The organism is Streptococcus sp. 2020WUSS084, from assembly GCF_044427445.1.
Lineage (GTDB): Bacteria > Bacillota > Bacilli > Lactobacillales > Streptococcaceae > Streptococcus > Streptococcus suis.
Genome location: NZ_JAOTGC010000009.1, coordinates 75,637 through 92,830 on the forward strand (window position 1 = coordinate 75,637; position 17,194 = coordinate 92,830).

Sequence of the window (17,194 nt, forward strand, 5' to 3'; positions counted from 1 at the left end):
TAGCGGTCTACCTACTCCTCTCACTAGGTTTACAGCTGAAAAAGTAGTGTTTTCTAAAAAAATAAAGAAAGAAAAGTTATGTTAGTAAGTTACAAATGGTTAAAAGAACTCGTTGACTTTGATGCGACACGCCATGACTTGTCTGAAAAAATGTCAACTACAGGGATTGAGGTAGAAGGGGTTGAGCAAAAGAGCGCAGGCCTGTCTAAGTTGGTTGTTGGTCAGGTTGTGTCTGCTGAGCCAATTCCTGATACCCACCTCAACATCTGCCAGGTCAATGTTGGTGAGGAAATCACGCAAATCGTTTGCGGTGCTCCAAATGTCAAGCCTGGCATCAAGGTGATCGTTGCTCTGCCAGGTGCGCGTATCGCTGGCAACTACAAGATCAAGAAAGGTAAAATCCGCGGCGTTGAGTCCTTGGGGATGCTCTGCTCATTGAGCGAAATCGGCGTGTCTGACTCTGTGGTGCCAAAAGTCTATGCGGACGGAATCTACCACCTTCCCGAAGATGCAGTCGTGGGTGAGCCAGTCTTTTCATACCTTGACCTAGATGACGAGATTATCGAGCTGTCTATCACGCCAAACCGTGCCGACGCCCTTTCTATGCGTGGTGTGGCTCACGAAGTAGCTGCTATCTATGATAGCAAGGTTAACTTCAAGCCTGTGACCTTGGAGGAAAGCGACAAGAAGGCCAGCGATGTGATTGAAGTAGCCATTGAGTCAGACAAGGTGGCTGCCTACACAGCTCGTGTCATTGAAAATGTGACCATCGCACCGAGCCCACAGTGGTTGCAAAACCTGCTCATGAACGCAGGTATCCGCCCGTTCAACAACGTGGTGGACATCACTAACTACATCTTGCTCTACTTCGGTCAGCCAGTGCACGCCTTTGACTTTGACAAGTTTGACGGCAAGAAAATCGTGGCTCGTCAGGCAAAAGAAGGTGAGAATTTGGTAACGCTTGACGGTGAAGAGCGTGACTTGATTGCTGATGACATCGTCATTTCCGTTGGGGACAAGGCGGTTGCCCTCGGTGGTGTCATGGGTGGTGCCAACACAGAGATTGACGACAACTCTAAAACGGTTGTGCTGGAAGCTGCCCTCTTTGACGGCAAGTCTATCCGCAAGACCTCAGGTCGCCTCAACCTTCGCTCTGAGTCCTCTTCTCGCTTTGAAAAAGGCATCAACGTGGCAACCTTGACGGAGGCCATGGACACAGCAGCTGCTATGATTGCGGAATTGGCTGGCGGTCAGGTCTTGTCTGGCATCGTTTCTGCGGGTAGCGTGGACACATCGGATGTCCCAGTCACAGCGACCATTGATTACGTTAACCGCTCGCTCGGGACCAATCTGGACTATGCCCAAATCGCAGACATTTTCCGTCGTTTAGGTGTGGAAACAACTGGCGATGCAAGTCAGTTTACAGTCGCAGTACCGCGTCGCCGTTGGGACATTCGCATTCCAGCAGACTTGGTGGAGGAAATCGCTCGTATTTATGGCTACAATAATCTGCCGACTACTCTTCCGAAAGAGGATGGAACAGCAGGTGAGTTGACCCTGACCCAGAACATCCGTCGCCAAGTTCGTAGCATGGCAGAAGGTGCAGGACTGACAGAAATCATTTCCTATGCCTTGACAACGCCTGAAAAGGCTGTGGAGTTTGCTGCTCGTCCAACCACAGTCACCGAACTCATGTGGCCAATGACGGTTGACCGCTCTGCCCTCCGTCAGAACATGGTGTCTGGTATGCTTGACACAGTTGCCTACAACGTGGCTCGTAAGAACAAGAACTTGGCTCTTTACGAAATCGGTAAGATCTTTGAACAGTCTGGCAATCCAAAAGGGGACCTGCCACAAGAAATCAACAAGTTTGCCCTTGTCTTGACTGGTTTGGTAGCTGAGAAAGACTTCCAAACACCAGCTGTGCCAGTTGATTTCTTCCATGCCAAAGGGATTTTGGAAGCAATCTTTGGTCACTATAAGTTGGCGGTTGATTTTGTAGCCACAAGTGAGATTGCAGCCTTGCACCCAGGTCGGACAGCTGAAATCCATTTGAATGGGGCGGTTATCGGCTTTGTCGGTCAGGTACATCCTCAAACGGCCAAGGACTACGGTATTCCTGAGACTTATGTGGCTGAAATCAATCTGGATGCGATTGAAGAAGCTCTCCAGCCTGCTCAGCCATTTACCGAAATCTCCAAATTCCCAGCGGTTAGCCGTGATATTGCCCTGCTTTTGAGCAGTGATGTCAAGCATCAGGATGTCCTGAATGCTATTGCCGGTGCTGGCGTCAAACGCTTGACTAAAGTGACCCTCTTTGACGTTTACGCGGGTAGCAATATTGAGGCTGGTAAGAAATCGATGGCTTATAACCTGACCTTCCAAAATCCTGCGGATAGCCTGACGGATGAGGAAGTGGCTAAGTACATGGAGAAAATTAGTAAGGCTTTGGTAGAGCTTGGTGCTGAAATTCGTTAACATGTAAATCTTGTGAAATCCTAGTCAGCGGGCTAGGATTTTTTGGAGGGAAGTATGAACATTCAAGATATTCAAGAAAAATTTTTTCGAGAAGGCAAGCTTATCGTTATTCCTAAAAAATTAAAAAGTAAGCAGGTCTTGTTTGCCTATTTACAAGAAGAGTTGGCTAAGAAAGGCTCGGCATTCACAGAAAAAGAAGTCAATGCCTTTCTAGCTGAAGTCTATGATGATTATGCTATATTGAGACGCTACTTGGTGGACTACGGCTACTTGTCGCGTGACCAGTATGGTTTGGAATACAGAATAGAAAAAAAGAGATGATTGCGGTCATCTCTTTTGTCTTATACTCTTCGAAAATCAAAATTATCCGTTGTCAACTTGCCTTGATGAACTCTAGTTCTATCTTCGCCTTCGTTTCCTAGGCTACTTTTGATTTTCATTGAGTATTACAAAATAAAAGGTTCAATCTTCAACTCTATCTGGTTGCCATACTTGGCTAGTAAATCGTCTGCCAGGGGATGATAGAGTTCTCGTAGTTGTTCGATCTTGTCAGGAAATTGTTTGCCGATATAGTCAAACTTGCGTTCGATGGTTAAGAAAAGTTGGTGGAAGAGTTCGTTAATCTCATTCAAGCGGGCAATCATTTCTTCGTCTTCTTTGAGAAAATCAGGGATTTCTGAGCGATTGTTGACAAAACCGTCGATGAGTTTTACGGGGAAAGAGCCGTATTCTAGGACAAATTCGTACATGGGTTTCTCCTTGCCTTACTATTGATAGGACTATTGTAGCATAGATTAGAATGTGACAAAAGAATTTCAACTTTATTGTAGTTTAAGTTTTGTTTAATTTTATTTTCAGTTTCATTTAAAGCTAGGTCGGTAAACTATATCTTGTAAACAAGACAGGGACCTGTCAAAATTTAGGATAGAAGAGGCACAATAATGAAAACAAGAATCGTACAAAAGCAGTTTAAGCGTAAAGAGACTAAATATATCGTTGATAAAAAAACTTTTGAACTTTTAGAAAAGGAACTTCGTCAGTACATGATGGCAGATGAGTTTGCGACATCAACGATTACCAATATCTACTTTGATAATGAAGATTTTGATATGGTTCAAGATTCACTTGCCAAAAAGAATGGACGTGAGAAAATTCGGATGCGTGTCTATGATGTGACACCATCTGAATCGAGTCAAGCTTTTCTTGAAATCAAGAAAAAAGAAAATAAAATTGGCTATAAATACCGCTTAACTTCAAACCCTGTTTCTGTAACAAATTATGTCGAAAATGGAGTGATTGATTCCACAATTAAGGATGATAAGGTAACCTCAGAACTCGAAATGTTGAGAGAACGCTACGGTACTATTAAGCCGAAGATGTATATCTACTACGATCGCGTATCCTATAAAGGAATCGAAGACAAAAAAGTTCGTCTCACAATCGATAAGAACTTACTTTATCGAGACTACGATGTGGATGCAATGGAAGGTAAATTTGGTAAGAACCTATTAGACCCAACCAAAGTAATCATGGAAGTAAAAGTTCCAGAAGAACGACCAGACTGGTTGGTAGCCCTGCTCGAAAAATACCAAATCGAAAAGCAATCATTTTCAAAATATGGCAATGCCTATAAGCTTGCCCACAACATCACTGGAGAGGAAGTAAGCAAACATGCAGCTGTTTAATAGTATCTTTTCAACGGCCAATAGCAATATTACCTTAGCGCAAATGTCCATGGTTTTTGGAGTTAGTCTATCCATGGGGGTACTCTTAGCGGCTGTTTATAAATATAAATCTAATTATACAAAGGAATTTGTCATCACACTAAGTCTGATGCCGGCATTGATTGCTGTTATTATTGCATTAGTTAATGGTAACTTGGGAGCGGGTGTTGCAGTAGCAGGGACTTTCAGTCTAATTAAATTCCGCTCAGCAGCAGGTTCTTCAAAGGAAATGCTTGCAGTCCTCTTAGCGATGGCAATCGGTCTAGCGACAGGGATGGGCTTCCTAGGTTTGGCTGTCTTCATGACGGTCATCCTATCTGCTTGTATCTTGATTTTTGAAAATATCAGCTTTGCCCAAGTCAATCAAAATCGTCGTCATCTCTTGGTGACAGTGCCAATGAATTTTGACTACGATCAATTTTTTGAAAATCAATTTGGTAAATCTTGCAAGCAGTCTGATTTATTATCCCTTAAATACAAAAAGAAAAAAGAAGCACTTGTTTTAGAATATCAAGTCCTTCTTGATAAGAAAATTACAGATAAACGTTTGGTAGATACAGTATTGTCAGCCGGTCCCTTGGATGTCGTATTAAACAAGCAAATGCCGAAGAAGAAGTATTTGTAATATCAAAGAAGCCCTGGATTTCCAAGGCTTTTTTCGTTTTTTATTAGCTTATTCTTCATAAAAATCAACACTGTAATCAAGCAGTTTGTCCCCATCATAGCGGAAGCAAGCGGAAAAAAATGGTTTGTCCTCTAATAGCCATTCTTGAAAATGCCGGTCGCCCTCCCAAGTTGGTTTGGACAAGACTTGGTCATAGGGAACCCACTCTAAGTCACCTTCATTGCAGTCAATAAGACTTCCTTCAAAACCAGTTATCTTAAAGACATAGGTGTACCAGTCTGTGTTTGGAGTAAAGTCTGGGAAGGTTATCACTCCTTTTAGAGCATGCTTTGTTACAGTAAGCCCAGTTTCCTCAAAGACTTCACGAATAGCGCAAGCCTGTGGTGTTTCGCCAGGTTCCAGCTTGCCACCGACCCCAATCCATTTTCCTTGATGGACATCGTTTTCTTTCTTGTTTCGATGAAGGAGAAGAAATTCCTTGCCATTATCAATGTAGCAAATCGTAGCGAGTTGGACGGGTTTCTTGGTCATAGAGGCTCCTTGTAGTTGATTTATCCTATTATACCACAAAGGTGGGAGTAGGGACACCTGCTTGGTGCTCTGGTAGGGGACAGTTTTGGGATTAGCATACTGAAAGCCCTTTTCTGAAAACAGTTTTTGAGGTATAATAAGAACATCAAACTATTTAGGATGCACTATGTCAAAACAAGAACAAATCGAACAAACAATTTATCAATTATTAGAATTATTGGGTGAGGACCCGAATCGTGAAGGTTTATTAGATACGCCTAAACGGGTCGCTAAGATGTATTTAGAAATGTTTAACGGCCTAGAAGAGGATCCCAAAGACCAATTTACAGCTGTCTTTTCAGAAGGTCATGAAGAGGTTGTTTTGGTCAAGGATATTCCTTTTCATTCTATGTGTGAACACCATTTGGTACCCTTTTATGGCATTGCCCATGTAGCCTATATTCCGAGTAAGGGGCGGGTGACAGGTCTTAGCAAATTGGCGCGTGCAGTGGAGGTAGCAAGTCGTCGCCCTCAATTGCAGGAGCGTTTAACTCATCAAGTTGCTCATGCCCTTCAAGATGCCCTTGAACCAGAAGGCGTTTTTGTCATGGTCGAAGCAGAGCATATGTGTATGAGTATGCGTGGTATTCGCAAGCCAGGTAGTAAGACAGTGACCACAGTTGCCCTTGGCAAATATAAGGAAGATGCTATTTTGCGCCGTGAACTCTTGTCCATGATTCACAATAAATAGGAGGTTCTATGTCAATCGAACAGTTAGCGAATCAAGTAACCATTATGGGGATTCTCAATGTGACGCCAGATTCATTTTCAGATGGTGGTCACTATAATGAAGTAGAAGCAGCCCTGGTACAAGTAGAAAAGATGTTGGCTGACGGTGCGACCGTCATTGATGTTGGTGGTGAGTCCACTCGTCCAGGTGCAACATTTGTGTCTGAAGAAGACGAGATTGCTCGCGTGGTTCCGATTATCCGCGCTATCAAAGAAAACTATGACTGTCTTGTCAGCGTCGATACCTATAAAACAGGAACTGCACGTGCAGCCTTGGAAGCAGGCGCAGATATTTTAAATGATGTCTGGGCAGGACTTTATGATGGAGATATGTTAGCCCTGGCTGCGGAGTACAAGGTACCAATTATTCTCATGCACAACCAGAAAGATGAAAGCTATGCGGATGTTGTTGGAGAGGTCAAAAACTTTCTAGCTGAGCGTGCCCAAGCAGCACTTGATGCTGGTGTTTCCGCAGACCAGATTTGGTTGGATCCAGGATTTGGCTTTTCGAAGAGTGTCCAACATAATCTGGACCTCTTGCAAGGTTTGGAACAGATTACTGCTCTTGGTTATCCCGTTCTATTTGGAATATCTCGTAAGCGCGTGGTGGATTATCTGCTTGGGGGCAATAGTTTACCAACTGACCGCGATCAAGCAACGGCAGCCTTATCTGCCTGGGCAGTCCAAAAAGGCTGTAAAATGGTCCGTGTTCACAATGTCGCTGCCAACCGTGATATCGTTAAGGTTTGGGACCAATTGACTTCTGGAGGTCAACATGGATAAGATTTCTCTCAATAAATGCCGTTTTTACGGCTACCATGGTGCCTTCAAAGAAGAACAAGTTCTTGGTCAAATTTTCACAGTTGACTGTGATTTGTTTGTTGACCTGACAGCAGCTTCACAAACTGACAATTTAGAAGACACAGTTCACTATGGTATGGTCTTTGAAACCATTAAAGCAGTTGTGGAAGGCAAGCCCTATATTCTCATTGAAAAGGTAGCAGGTGTTATTTGTCAGGAGATTTTTGATCAATTTCCAAAGGTGGAGAAGATTCGCTTGGCCATTTACAAGGAAAATCCGCCCATTGCTGGACACTATGATTCTGTCGGAATTGAATTGGAGCGTGAACGACCATGAAGTATCTAGCCTATCTCAGTATCGGAGGGAACATGGGCAATCGGCAAGCTTATTTACAGGCAGCCCTAGACAAATTAGCCAGTCATCCAGGTTGCCAGCTTGGCTTAGTTTCCAACATTTATGAAACTCCAGCTTGGGGCAAGACCGACCAGGCTGATTTCCTCAATCTAGCCTGTCAAGTGTATACTGATTTGTCTGCTCAGGATTTTCTAAGCGTTTGCCAGAACATCGAACAAGAGTTGGACAGAGTACGGATTGAAAAATGGGGACAACGGACCATTGATTTGGATATTATTTTTTGGGATGAGGAGAAGATTCAAGAAGAGAATCTGATTGTTCCCCATCCCTACGCCCATGAAAGAGCATTTGTTCTCAAACCTCTTGCTGAGATTGCTTCTGATTACCGTCACCCAATTTTGAAAAAAGTGGTATCGGACTTGCTTGCAGAACTAGGGGAACAAAAAGATATAAAAATTTTCAAATAGTTGCCTCTGATACTAGGTTTATTAGAGGATAGAATAGATAAAGGAGTTTTATGACAATTTTAGCAACTTTAGGAGTTTTATTGGCTATTGTAGCTATTGTTTATTGGACATCAAAAAATTTACATGTGATCATTGCTGCACCACTAGCTAGTTTAATCATCATTCTGACCAATCAGATGAATGTTTTGGAAGTTATGTTGGGCAAAGAGCAGTCTTATATGGCGGGCTTAGCAGGTTTTTTGATTAATAATTTTGCCATCTTTATGTTGGGGTCTATCTTGGCACGTTATATGGAGGCAAGTGGAGCTACGCAGACGATTGCCAATAGCATTTTGAAAGTAATGGGAAAAGATAGTCCCTATAAGGGCTTGTTAGCCATCACTTTGATTGCTTCTATTCTGACCTATGGTGGTGTGAGTATTTTTGTAGTCATTTTTACCTTGCTTCCCCTTTCACGCCCCCTCTTTAAAGAGTTGAATATCAACTGGGCACTTTTTCCGATTCCTGTCTTTTTGGGAGCAGGTACCTATACGATGACAACTCTTCCTGGGGCACCTTCCATCCAGAATGTCATTCCGACAAAAGTTTTGGGAACTAGCTTGACCGCGGCACCCGTTATCAGTTTGGCAGCCAGCTTGACGCTATTAGTATTTGGCTTGCTCTACATGGCCTACTGCCTCAAGAAAAGTCTAGCAAATGGAGAGACGTATACGGAAGAAGAGGATGAAACTGCAGTAGTGGGAGCTGATAAGACACCAAATCTATTTTTATCAGTCTTGCCTCTATTCAGTCTTATTGGGACGATTTTCCTAATGAGTAAAACTCCGAATGTCCTGGCAATCGGATTGTTGGTCTCTATCCTTCTATCAGCCTTGATTTTTTATCCATATCTGCCAAATCAAAAAGAAATTTTGAATGCTGCGACAACAGCATCTATAGTGCCTGCTTTTGCAACTTCTAGTACCGTAGCATTTGGGACGGTGTTAACCTTGTCAGCAGGTTTTGCAGTCATTCAAGAATGGATTCAACAAATACCAGGATCACCGCTAATCAGTTTATCTGTTTCGACAGCATTGATTAGTGGCATTATCGGTTCATCTTCTGGTGCGATAGGTATTGCTTCAAGTAATTTCCTTCCTGCCTATTTGGAAATGGGGATTAATCCGGAGTTGTTGCATCGTGTAGTAGTTGTTGCATCGGCTATCTTGACAGTTATGCCTCAGTCTGGTGTGATGATTACCTTCCACAATCTTTCGAAATTAAGTATGAAACGTGGCCTCAAGTATTCGTTTATCCTAGTGACAGTTGGGCATTTGTTAGCCTTACTTGTGATTTTACTGTTGGTACCTTTGCTATATTAGGATTGATTAACAAACAAATAAAAGCCCTGCCAATGGGCAATATCATTCAGTTAAAACCTCTACTCCAATATTTATTCGGGTAGAGGCTTTTTCTTTATAATATAATAATCAACGAAATCCAAAAACAGTAAGCTCTAATCTTCTATAGTTATTTAGCTTTTATCAGATACTAAACAAAAACTAAATAACTACAAATTGAGTATAAAAGACTATAATAGCTCAAAAGGAAGGTTAAAAAAGTAGGAATTCTCCCTATAATTCAGGGAAAATTCCTATTTTTTATTATGGATTATGCAAATCAGAGATTTTTTCAGTAGCTTCGTTCTGAGAGGCTTGCTTCTTTGAAATTTGATGGAAAATAACAGTCCAATTTTCATGACGGCGCCAAAGTGATGTATGAACATAATCACCAATTTCAAACGTAACTAATTTTGATTTATGGCTAATAGATGTCATTTGGTAATTTGATAAATACGTCGTTTGGATGGGGTGGTCGGCAAGCATCTGAGTTTTATTTCGGTAGTGGCCTTTGGCATCAATTAAGAGATACTGATCGTCAATCAATTCTTCATATCCATTAGCATGTGCTTGTATCTCTGTTTCAAAACGGAAGAGTTTGTCATACACATGCTCATACATCTCATCGTGTGGAATTTCAGATGGTTCTACGTGAATATCCACATCAAAAACTCCATGTTTGAGTGTTAGGAGTTGCTCAACCTGCTCAGTCACTTCATGACTTTCATAAACGGATAAGTCTGGATTCATTTCTAAAACAACATCAAGGTAGATATTGGCTCCATAAGTCCGACCACGTTGTGATTTGACAGAAACGATTTTTGGGAGTTTGAGAATATCTTCCTCGTACTTTTTCAATAAGTTTTCATCAAATCCATCAGATAGGGTAAAGAAGCTTTCCATAAAAATATCGTAGGCTGTTTTTAGGATAAAGAAGGTAATGATGATGGCTGCAATTTTATCGACAATAGGGAAGTTGAAAGCCGCAGCAAAGATTGCGATAGAAGTTCCTATGGAAGTGACTGCATCGGATAGATTATCCTTGGCAGCTGCTTCTAAGGCCTTGGAACGTACTTTTTTTGCCAAGCGGTTATTATATAAATAAACAGCTAACATAACTAGTGCAGAAAAGATTCCGACAATAGCCCCCATAATGTCTACTTCGATAGAAGAATTGCTGATTAGTTTTTGGAGGGTATCATAGAGTACTTGGAAACCAACGACAAACATGATGAAGGATGTAATCAAGCTTGCTAAATCTTCCATTTTCCAGTGTCCAAATTTATGATCGGTATCAGCTGGTTTCTGTGCCATTTTTAGTCCAATAAGTACAGCGATATTACCGATAATATCAGAAATATTATTGAAGGCATCTGCTCGTAAGGCATCTGAATGAAAGAGCTGTCCTGCAACGAGTTTGATACCTGATAAGATAATATAGGCACCGATAGATAGCAAGGCACCACGTTCAGCAAGTTTTAAATTGGTTACGTTTTGGTTCATAGCATCTCCTTTGATAAGTTTTCATTTTAACAAAAAGGCCCCTTATTTTCAAGGGGTTAGGCTGTTTTTTTGCCTGTTCGAAGAACCTTATAAAGGCGTAATAATATTGTTCCGCTGGCCATACCGATGGGAATGACTAAGGCTAAAGTTAAGACGGTAGTGATATTGGTTAGGGCTTGAGCGTGGTCACCAGAAACGAAATAAGTCGTGGTCATGTAGGCTCGATAGCCTGGAACAAGCGGTGCTAGGATGGCAAGTGAAAAAATAACAGATGGTGTTTTAAGCAAAATACTCATGATTTGACTAATGCAAGATCCGATAATTGCTGCAAGGAAGGTTGCAATCAGTACATTAGTTGGTCCTAATAATGAAAGATAGATGAGCCAGACTAGCATGCCTAGGAGTCCACCAGGGACTAGCATTTTTCTTTGAACATTGAGAACAATTAAGAAGGCTGCGATAGCGATATAAGAGGCGAGTGCCTGTAATAAGAAGTTAACTGGTGTCATAGATTACCTCACAAGCATAAAGGCCACAGTTGTACCTGCACCGAGCGATAAAATAATAAGCGCTGTTTGGAAAAATTTGGTCATCCCTGTATTGATATGATTGGTCATAAGGTCTCTTACAGCATTTGTAAAAGCAATCCCTGGTACAAAAGGCATGACTGCCCCTGCGTTAATTAAGTTGGGATTAATGGGGAGAGTAGTGGTTGCGCTTAATAAGTAGGAGGTAAGTGAGAAGACAAAGGCGCCAACGAAGGTGGTAACAAAATCAATTCCAACGTAGCGCTCGACAATCAGTGAGATAGGGAAAGCCAAAGCCGTTGCGAGGACAGCACCTGCTGCATCTAAAAGAGAACCTCCGAACATGATGGTAAAAAATGGTGCGGCTACTACGGCAGCTAAGGTTATTTGGATATTGTTATAAGGTGGCTTTTGTTGTTTGATTGCATTTAATTGGCTCCATGCTTCTTCTAGGCTGATTTCTTCATTGGCTAGGGAACGGGAGATTTGGTTGACGTCACAAACTTTCTGCATGTCATAATTTGAATTTACGATGCGTTTCATACGCGAAATATTCGTATGGTCGATGGAGAAAAAGATAGCAGCAGGGATGGCAAGGACATTGGCCTGTTCAATTCCTTGTGAATGTGCAATCCGAATCATGGTATCTTCAACTCGGTGAATTTCTGCACCGCTTTGTGCCAAAATGGCACCAGCGAGCATGAGCACGTCTATGACCAAGTTTAGTCTAGGAGTGTTTTCCATAAGTAAGTGCCATCCCTCTGCTAGTTATTTTCTTAATTATAACAAAATATAGGTGTAGGCAACATATTTTTTTAATAGATAGGCAAAATAGTTGAAAATTGTTCGGATTGTAGTATAATTGACTCATCAATGATTGATTAATCAATCAAAAGAGGTAGATAATGCAAGAAATGGAAGATTTGTTATACAGATTGAAAGTGGCAGATGAGACGATTTCCAATCTTTTTGAAAAGCAGTTGGGAATCAGTTTGACACGCTATTCAATATTGCAAACATTGCTAAAAGATGCACCCTTGCATCAGTTGGCTTTGCAGGAGAGGCTTCAGATAGACCGCGCAGCGGTTACGCGTCATCTCAAATTGTTGGAGGAGAGCGGCTATATCATTCGCAAGCGAAATCCCGACAATCAGAGAGAAGTACTTGTCTGGCCAACTGAGCAGGCTAGAGAAGCGCTAATCACGAATCCTTCTGCCCACCACCAAGCTATCAAAACTTCGATGAATCAGATTCTAACTGTTGAGGAGAGCGAGCAATTCCTAGCCACTCTTGATAAACTGTTGATTGGCTTGCAAAATCTACCTATATAATTTTTTGAGAGGAGACATTATGTCTATTTTTACCACTATTCTAGCTAGTATCGTAGCTATTGAGCACCTATATATCATGTATTTGGAAACCTTTGCGACCCATTCAGACTCTACTAGTCGCGTATTCAATATGGAGAAGGAAGAATTACAACGTAAGTCTGTGACTGCATTGTTCAAGAATCAAGGAATTTATAATAGCTTGTTGGCGGTTTTCTTGTTCTACGGTATTTTTACTGGTAATCTAGAAATTACAAGCATTTTTGTTCTATATGTTATTGCTGCAGCAGCTTATGGTGCTATTACAGCAAGTCCAAAAATTATCTTAACCCAAGGTGGACCAGCTATCTTAGCATTGATCTCTATTTTGTTGTTTAAATAAGTTAAAAAGCCTTCCGTGAGGAGGGCTTTTTGCAATTACCGAATATTCAGTTCCCCATCTGGTGTAGAGATATCGAGGTAATTTGTAGCTTTGGGATTAATATAGTTTGGAAGGTCAATTCCCAGATTATTTTGACTGGCATCTATATGGATGTCAGTTTTTGTTTTGGAATGAAGAGAAATGTCGATTGAACCACCGTAATTACTGATACTATGTCTTCCTTCTAGTTTTAGGTTTTCAGCTTTAAAATCCCCATCCTCAATCGTTAAGCTACTGCCAACAGTATCGGAAATGTCTTTCGGACTTATTAATGTGGAATGATTGATTGCTACTTCTCCATTGAGGTGTGACAAATGAGCAAAGCTGAGTTGACTGTTTTCAATCAACATATCCCCATCTTCTACAGTGAGTTCAAGATTTTGAATAGTTACTTTATCCAGATAAAGGTCTCCTTGAAGGTTGCCTGAGAGTGTTTCGATTGTGCTATTTTTAGGGACCTGTAAGACAGGTTGGTAGTAGGCAACATTCTGGTCATTGACAAGATTTAAGATAGGTTCGAGTAAACCATCATAAGTAACGATGCCTTGATAGGCACTAGAAATGGTTAATTTCCCACCTTGGACTTGGTGACTGAGGTGGTCGATGTCCTTATGCTGATTTCGATAGTAGTGGAGGTGGAATTGGTTGTCAGGCGAGGGCATAATGGACAGTTTTTCATTGACCTCTATAGAACGAATATCCGTAAAGCTTGCCGTTTGGGGCTGAAAATAGTTTTCTGCAACAGTTTTCATATTTGTCCAACCACCAGCAAAGTAGCCGATTAGGCTGAGAATTGTTCCAAGAGTGAACAGGCTCAGACTGATTTTCGTAAATGGTTTAAGCTGTTTCATAATAGCCTCCTTTGCGAATTTTTCTTTGTATCCAATGTAAAACAAGCAAGAAGGTTTTGCTTCCAAGGTCTAGAGTGAATTTACTACCCAATAGAGTGAGGGCCAAGCAGATGAGGGCCAGGCCTGTGAAGAGGAGGGAGGTAGACCATGATAGTGTGAAGAGGTCAAAGGCGAGGAGTAGCTGGGCGATTGCTAGACTGAGGAGGACAATCCAGAGTGAGATAAGGAGCAGAAAGAGGCTAAAGATGATTAGGAGAAGGGTGATGAAGAGGGCGACCAAGGTGATTGCTAGGGGGACGCCGATTGGGGCGGCAAGGATAGAGAGGATGGTCAGCCAGACCATATTGCGGGTATTTGGCTTATCCTCAGTCTTCTCTTTATCATAGAGATTGGCTAGGATTTCATGGGCGGCTTCTTTTGGACTGCCTAGCTCTTGAATAGCTTGCTCATCGTTTTCCTTTTCGTCAAAATATTCATTGAAATAGTCCAAGGTATCTTGAAAATCTTCTTTTGGTAGGTTTTTGAGATATTTTTCGAGTTTCTGTAAATATTCCTTGCGATTCATGGAAACCTCCTTTATCCCACACTAAGCCGGCAGTCTTGACAATGAATAACTAGCTGAGCAGGGCTATTTTCTTGCTTGTAGCTGAGATGAGTGATGTCACCCTCTTTCATCATTGTAAACGCCTTATCCTTTGGAAGTTTAAGGCTAGAATCTTCCTCCCAGATGTCCAAACTGATGTCTGTACTTGGTTTATAGGTTAAGACAGAATCTTCAGCCTGGCAGTTAAGGCTCTTTTCAAGGACAAAATCCTTCAACTTCCAGACGCAGTCTTCTAAGCGTATGGTTGCATTTGCTAGGTTAAGGCTTGTCAGAGTGATAACAGCATCGCTGGCTTCCAATTTTAACTCGCTCAGCTGTCCATCTGAGATAGTTAGTGTAGAGTCTTCTAAGCGTAGAGCAGAGCTTGGGCAGCTCACTTTCGTCATGCTGATACTGCTATCTTTTGCATTGATGACTAGCTGTTCGCTCGCCTGCACAGTCGCCATCGTCAGACTACTATCTGTCGTTTTCAGATTGAGATTGGTAAGGGGCAGGATTTTTTTAGGGATTTTGAGAATAGCAGAGCTGGTTTGATTGTTTGAGAAGTAGAGGTGATTAGGGGTAGGCTTGCTAGATATGTACAAACTATCTTGGACTAGTTGATAGTCAAAAGCCTGGTAGCTACCATCTTCTGAAACAGGATTGTGCAATAAGACAACTTCTCCGTCGTAACTTTGAACACTAAGAGCCTGATCTTCGAGAATAATCTGTAGATTTGAAAAATCAGGTAATTCTTCAATCTTCACCGTCAATTCAATTCTTTCCCTAGCTTGATAGGCTGAATGTTTGAAATTGTTGAAAAAATTCTCCCAGTCAAATTGAAAGTCAAAATCAAAGTTGAAATCAAATGGTTTAGATGAATGTGGACTTGCTTGGTCTTTCTCGGTGATTAGGGCATCTTCAGGTAGATTGGCAATAATTTCTTTTGCTGCTTCATCAGGTGTTCCTAGCTCTATAATAGCTTCCTCGTCGTTATCCTTTTCGTCAAAATACTCATTAAAGTAGTCTAAAGCCTCCTGTCTGGCACTTGGATGAAGTTGAAATAATGCTTGTTCCAGTTGGTTCAAATAATCTGCGCGTGTCATTTTCGTAAGCTCCCTTCTATAATTCCGTCAATATGGTCTTTGTAGCTATTCCATTCACCCTGCAGGAAGGGGAGGTGTTCACGTCCAGCAGGAGTGATGGTATAGTATTTCCGCTTTCTCCCTTGAAATTCTTGGGTGTAGGTGGTGACATAGCCAGCCTTTTCCAATTTTTTCAAAATAGGGTAGAGTGTGGATTCCTTTATATCAGCAACTATCTTGATGGTTTGGCTGATTTCATAGCCGTAGGAATCCTGCTTTTCCACGATGGCTAATACCAGAAATTCTATCAAGATAGAGGATACGGGGTAGTACATAAACTCACCTCTTTATCTTTATGTAATTATTTTATATATAAATTATATACCTATTGTTTAGTAAAATCAAGCGATTATATAAAATTTTTATATATCATCAAAATTCTTTTCTATATGCTATACTAGTTTCATGAATGAACTTGAATTATAGTCACTAGTTTATCTTTGATTACTTCGACGTAAGAGGAAACTCCGTTTCCTTATTTCCAACTTCAAACACTCCACTGGATTGTTTGAACTCGCTTTGCCGTACTTCAGTACAGCCTGCAGCTCGTTGCCTTGTACTAAAAGCAAACTAAATGACTATAATAGCTCGTGCTCTTGGTTTTATCTTTGTTATCGGTTTAGGTTATACATTAAAAGCCAAAGGGATTGTTCGAAGGGAGGATGCGACAATCTTTTCTAGCTTAGTGATGAATATTACGCTACCAGCTTCTCTCCTTGTAGCTTCAGCGACAGCCCAAGTATCTATAGATTTATATGTTCCCTTCATATTAGGAATTCTTTGTAATCTTTTTTGGGATATGGTGGGATACTGGGAGGCAAAGAAGTCTGGTCAACAGACTTCCGTCGGTCTTATGCAGCTATCAGGCTATAATATCGGAACCTTTACACTCCCATTTGTGCAAGCTTTTTTTCCGCTATCTAGTCTACTAAGCGTTATCGTATTTGATGCGGGGAATGCAATCATGGTTCTAGGTGGGAATTACAGTATCGCAGCTGGTGTGGATGAAGAGCAGGAAAGAATGACCATTGCAACTTTTATAAAGAATCTTTCACGCTCAGTTCCACTAGTAGTCTATCTAGTTAGCCTATCGTTAGCAGTCTGTTCTATCAAACTTCCACGCGAACTTATCTCTGTGCTGACGATAGCCAGTAACGCCAATCCTTTTTTAGCCATGCTCATGTTGGGAATCTTGCTTGATTTAAAATTGAATTGGAAAGAAATTAGTCGATTGGTCTATCTTCTCTCTTTGAGGCTGGGTGCAAATATTCTAATAGCAGGAGTCATTTATTTTCTTCTACCTATTGATAAAACGATGAAAATCATGTTGCTGGTCTGTCTAGTCTCTCCGATTTCAGTCATGTCCCCAATATATGCATTAAAGTTAGGTAGTCGCTCAGCTGAACCTGCCAATGTTAACTCCTTATCTATTTTGGTCAGTCTAGTCATGATGGTTCTTCTTATTTTTCTATTTGTTTAAAAAAGCCTCCGCGTGTGCGGGGGCTTGATTGTATATTATGTGACTTTTAGTCCGTCACGCTCCGTAAGGTGCGTGACAAATAAACCACCCGCTATGCGGGTGTGCGACGAAGGTTATACCAAAAAAACTCCAAACGCGATACAATAAAGGTGTTCAAGCCTATTGTAAAGCGAGAGGAGAAAAGTATGGCACAAAAGGCACATAGTTTATCACATACAAAGTGGCTGT

At 41.4% G+C, this 17,194-nt stretch carries 21 protein-coding genes; 12 read left to right on the top strand and 9 right to left on the bottom strand.

From position 1 onward, the window contains the following. The first annotated feature begins 78 nt into the window (after nt 1-78). Nucleotides 79-2,478, top strand: a complete 2,400-nt coding sequence (gene pheT / locus ODU50_RS06645) for a phenylalanine--tRNA ligase subunit beta (protein WP_105153154.1) — start codon at nt 79-81, stop codon at nt 2,476-2,478. Between the two features lie 54 nt (nt 2,479-2,532). After that, a complete protein-coding gene (locus tag ODU50_RS06650; RefSeq protein ID WP_105153153.1) occupies nt 2,533-2,799 on the top strand; it encodes a DUF2087 domain-containing protein in 267 nt (88 codons plus the stop codon). Between the two features lie 125 nt (nt 2,800-2,924). On the opposite strand, the gene ODU50_RS06655 is transcribed toward ODU50_RS06650, so the two are convergent. Continuing rightward, a complete protein-coding gene (locus ODU50_RS06655) occupies nt 2,925-3,227 on the bottom strand; it encodes a hypothetical protein (protein WP_105153152.1) in 303 nt (100 codons plus the stop codon). Between the two features lie 192 nt (nt 3,228-3,419). Here ODU50_RS06655 and ODU50_RS06660 point away from each other — a divergent pair, with 192 nt between their 5' ends. Together ODU50_RS06660 and ODU50_RS06665 are read left to right on the top strand one after the other, a co-directional pair. After that, nucleotides 3,420-4,163 carry a polyphosphate polymerase domain-containing protein gene (locus ODU50_RS06660; RefSeq protein WP_105153151.1) on the top strand — a complete coding sequence of 248 codons (744 nt, stop codon included), beginning with the start codon at nt 3,420-3,422 and terminating at the stop codon, nt 4,161-4,163. After that, nucleotides 4,150-4,827, top strand: coding sequence for a DUF4956 domain-containing protein (locus ODU50_RS06665; protein ID WP_002938079.1), 678 nt, complete (start codon nt 4,150-4,152; stop codon nt 4,825-4,827). The genes ODU50_RS06660 and ODU50_RS06665 overlap by 14 nt, the downstream gene beginning before the upstream one ends. Before the next feature lie 48 nt (nt 4,828-4,875). On the opposite strand, the gene ODU50_RS06670 is transcribed toward ODU50_RS06665, so the two are convergent. Beyond that, nucleotides 4,876-5,358 carry an 8-oxo-dGTP diphosphatase gene (locus ODU50_RS06670; protein WP_024381385.1) on the bottom strand — a complete coding sequence of 161 codons (483 nt, stop codon included), beginning with the start codon at nt 5,356-5,358 and terminating at the stop codon, nt 4,876-4,878. Between the two features lie 166 nt (nt 5,359-5,524). Between ODU50_RS06670 and folE the strand changes: the two genes are divergently transcribed. Genes folE through ODU50_RS06695 form a run of 5 tightly spaced genes read left to right on the top strand, consistent with a single transcriptional unit; the run spans nt 5,525 to nt 9,110 of the window. Then, nucleotides 5,525-6,088, top strand: coding sequence for a GTP cyclohydrolase I FolE (gene folE, locus ODU50_RS06675; RefSeq protein ID WP_002938082.1), 564 nt, complete (start codon nt 5,525-5,527; stop codon nt 6,086-6,088). Nucleotides 6,089-6,096: 8 nt separating this feature from the next. After that, entirely contained in the window at nt 6,097-6,909 is an 813-nt protein-coding gene (gene folP / locus ODU50_RS06680; RefSeq protein ID WP_105153150.1) for a dihydropteroate synthase, read from the top strand. Beyond that, nucleotides 6,902-7,264 (top strand): dihydroneopterin aldolase, encoded by a 363-nt coding sequence (folB, locus tag ODU50_RS06685; protein ID WP_012027113.1) that lies wholly within the window; start codon nt 6,902-6,904, stop codon nt 7,262-7,264. Before folP ends, folB begins: the two co-directional genes overlap by 8 nt. Then, nucleotides 7,261-7,749 (top strand): 2-amino-4-hydroxy-6-hydroxymethyldihydropteridine diphosphokinase, encoded by a 489-nt coding sequence (gene folK / locus ODU50_RS06690; protein WP_044676134.1) that lies wholly within the window; start codon nt 7,261-7,263, stop codon nt 7,747-7,749. The genes folB and folK overlap by 4 nt, the downstream gene beginning before the upstream one ends. Before the next feature lie 50 nt (nt 7,750-7,799). Continuing rightward, a complete protein-coding gene (locus tag ODU50_RS06695; protein WP_105153149.1) occupies nt 7,800-9,110 on the top strand; it encodes a GntP family permease in 1,311 nt (436 codons plus the stop codon). 282 nt (nt 9,111-9,392) lie between these two features. Here the strand turns inward: ODU50_RS06695 and ODU50_RS06700 are convergent, their stop codons facing one another. From ODU50_RS06700 to ODU50_RS06710, 3 genes are read right to left on the bottom strand one after another with little or no spacing between them, the layout of a single operon-like run. After that, nucleotides 9,393-10,631 carry a cation diffusion facilitator family transporter gene (locus ODU50_RS06700; protein WP_105153148.1) on the bottom strand — a complete coding sequence of 413 codons (1,239 nt, stop codon included), beginning with the start codon at nt 10,629-10,631 and terminating at the stop codon, nt 9,393-9,395. 56 nt (nt 10,632-10,687) lie between these two features. Next, on the bottom strand, nt 10,688-11,140 hold the full coding sequence (locus tag ODU50_RS06705; protein ID WP_024400719.1) for a threonine/serine exporter family protein: 453 nt from the start codon (nt 11,138-11,140) through the stop codon (nt 10,688-10,690). Between the two features lie 3 nt (nt 11,141-11,143). Beyond that, nucleotides 11,144-11,902: a threonine/serine exporter family protein gene (locus tag ODU50_RS06710; protein WP_029176597.1), complete on the bottom strand. Its 759-nt coding sequence runs from the start codon at nt 11,900-11,902 to the stop codon at nt 11,144-11,146. Nucleotides 11,903-12,063: 161 nt separating this feature from the next. Between ODU50_RS06710 and ODU50_RS06715 the strand changes: the two genes are divergently transcribed. Next, on the top strand, nt 12,064-12,489 hold the full coding sequence (locus ODU50_RS06715) for a MarR family winged helix-turn-helix transcriptional regulator (RefSeq protein ID WP_002937706.1): 426 nt from the start codon (nt 12,064-12,066) through the stop codon (nt 12,487-12,489). Between the two features lie 19 nt (nt 12,490-12,508). After that, nucleotides 12,509-12,868: a DUF1304 domain-containing protein gene (locus ODU50_RS06720; RefSeq protein ID WP_105153147.1), complete on the top strand. Its 360-nt coding sequence runs from the start codon at nt 12,509-12,511 to the stop codon at nt 12,866-12,868. Between the two features lie 35 nt (nt 12,869-12,903). Here ODU50_RS06720 and ODU50_RS06725 read toward each other — a convergent pair whose 3' ends face one another. The 4 genes from ODU50_RS06725 to ODU50_RS06740 are packed head-to-tail and all read right to left on the bottom strand — an operon-like array spanning nt 12,904 to nt 15,761. Further along, on the bottom strand, nt 12,904-13,758 hold the full coding sequence (locus ODU50_RS06725; protein WP_105153146.1) for a DUF4097 family beta strand repeat-containing protein: 855 nt from the start codon (nt 13,756-13,758) through the stop codon (nt 12,904-12,906). Continuing rightward, nucleotides 13,745-14,323 carry a DUF1700 domain-containing protein gene (locus ODU50_RS06730; protein ID WP_012027104.1) on the bottom strand — a complete coding sequence of 193 codons (579 nt, stop codon included), beginning with the start codon at nt 14,321-14,323 and terminating at the stop codon, nt 13,745-13,747. Before ODU50_RS06730 ends, ODU50_RS06725 begins: the two co-directional genes overlap by 14 nt. 11 nt (nt 14,324-14,334) lie before the next feature. Then, on the bottom strand, nt 14,335-15,447 hold the full coding sequence (locus ODU50_RS06735) for a DUF4097 family beta strand repeat-containing protein (RefSeq protein ID WP_105153145.1): 1,113 nt from the start codon (nt 15,445-15,447) through the stop codon (nt 14,335-14,337). Then, complete coding sequence (locus ODU50_RS06740; protein WP_002937690.1) at nt 15,444-15,761, bottom strand: PadR family transcriptional regulator; 318 nt, start codon at nt 15,759-15,761, stop codon at nt 15,444-15,446. Before ODU50_RS06740 ends, ODU50_RS06735 begins: the two co-directional genes overlap by 4 nt. 299 nt (nt 15,762-16,060) lie before the next feature. On the opposite strand from ODU50_RS06740, the gene ODU50_RS06745 reads away from it, so the two are divergent. Further along, the gene (locus ODU50_RS06745; RefSeq protein WP_105153144.1) at nt 16,061-16,966 is read left to right on the top strand and encodes an AEC family transporter; all 906 of its coding nucleotides are present in this window, start codon (nt 16,061-16,063) and stop codon (nt 16,964-16,966) included. Nucleotides 16,967-17,194 lie beyond the last annotated feature (228 nt).

Excerpts from the sequence above, each read along its gene's own strand:
- ODU50_RS06700 (WP_105153148.1), bottom strand. The coding sequence starts at position 10,631 with ATGAACCAAAACGTAACCAATTTAAAACTTGCTGAACGTGGTGCCTTG.
- ODU50_RS06705 (WP_024400719.1), bottom strand. The coding sequence starts at position 11,140 with ATGACACCAGTTAACTTCTTATTACAGGCACTCGCCTCTTATATCGCT.
- ODU50_RS06665 (WP_002938079.1), top strand. The coding sequence starts at position 4,150 with ATGCAGCTGTTTAATAGTATCTTTTCAACGGCCAATAGCAATATTACC.
- ODU50_RS06715 (WP_002937706.1), top strand. The coding sequence starts at position 12,064 with ATGCAAGAAATGGAAGATTTGTTATACAGATTGAAAGTGGCAGATGAG.
- ODU50_RS06660 (WP_105153151.1), top strand. The coding sequence starts at position 3,420 with ATGAAAACAAGAATCGTACAAAAGCAGTTTAAGCGTAAAGAGACTAAA.
- ODU50_RS06740 (WP_002937690.1), bottom strand. The coding sequence starts at position 15,761 with ATGTACTACCCCGTATCCTCTATCTTGATAGAATTTCTGGTATTAGCC.
- ODU50_RS06695 (WP_105153149.1), top strand. The coding sequence starts at position 7,800 with ATGACAATTTTAGCAACTTTAGGAGTTTTATTGGCTATTGTAGCTATT.
- ODU50_RS06670 (WP_024381385.1), bottom strand. The coding sequence starts at position 5,358 with ATGACCAAGAAACCCGTCCAACTCGCTACGATTTGCTACATTGATAAT.
- pheT (WP_105153154.1), top strand. The coding sequence starts at position 79 with ATGTTAGTAAGTTACAAATGGTTAAAAGAACTCGTTGACTTTGATGCG.
- folE (WP_002938082.1), top strand. The coding sequence starts at position 5,525 with ATGTCAAAACAAGAACAAATCGAACAAACAATTTATCAATTATTAGAA.
- ODU50_RS06710 (WP_029176597.1), bottom strand. The coding sequence starts at position 11,902 with ATGGAAAACACTCCTAGACTAAACTTGGTCATAGACGTGCTCATGCTC.
- ODU50_RS06650 (WP_105153153.1), top strand. The coding sequence starts at position 2,533 with ATGAACATTCAAGATATTCAAGAAAAATTTTTTCGAGAAGGCAAGCTT.
- ODU50_RS06745 (WP_105153144.1), top strand. The coding sequence starts at position 16,061 with ATGACTATAATAGCTCGTGCTCTTGGTTTTATCTTTGTTATCGGTTTA.
- ODU50_RS06725 (WP_105153146.1), bottom strand. The coding sequence starts at position 13,758 with ATGAAACAGCTTAAACCATTTACGAAAATCAGTCTGAGCCTGTTCACT.
- folB (WP_012027113.1), top strand. The coding sequence starts at position 6,902 with ATGGATAAGATTTCTCTCAATAAATGCCGTTTTTACGGCTACCATGGT.
- ODU50_RS06735 (WP_105153145.1), bottom strand. The coding sequence starts at position 15,447 with ATGACACGCGCAGATTATTTGAACCAACTGGAACAAGCATTATTTCAA.
- ODU50_RS06720 (WP_105153147.1), top strand. The coding sequence starts at position 12,509 with ATGTCTATTTTTACCACTATTCTAGCTAGTATCGTAGCTATTGAGCAC.
- folK (WP_044676134.1), top strand. The coding sequence starts at position 7,261 with ATGAAGTATCTAGCCTATCTCAGTATCGGAGGGAACATGGGCAATCGG.
- ODU50_RS06730 (WP_012027104.1), bottom strand. The coding sequence starts at position 14,323 with ATGAATCGCAAGGAATATTTACAGAAACTCGAAAAATATCTCAAAAAC.
- folP (WP_105153150.1), top strand. The coding sequence starts at position 6,097 with ATGTCAATCGAACAGTTAGCGAATCAAGTAACCATTATGGGGATTCTC.
- ODU50_RS06655 (WP_105153152.1), bottom strand. The coding sequence starts at position 3,227 with ATGTACGAATTTGTCCTAGAATACGGCTCTTTCCCCGTAAAACTCATC.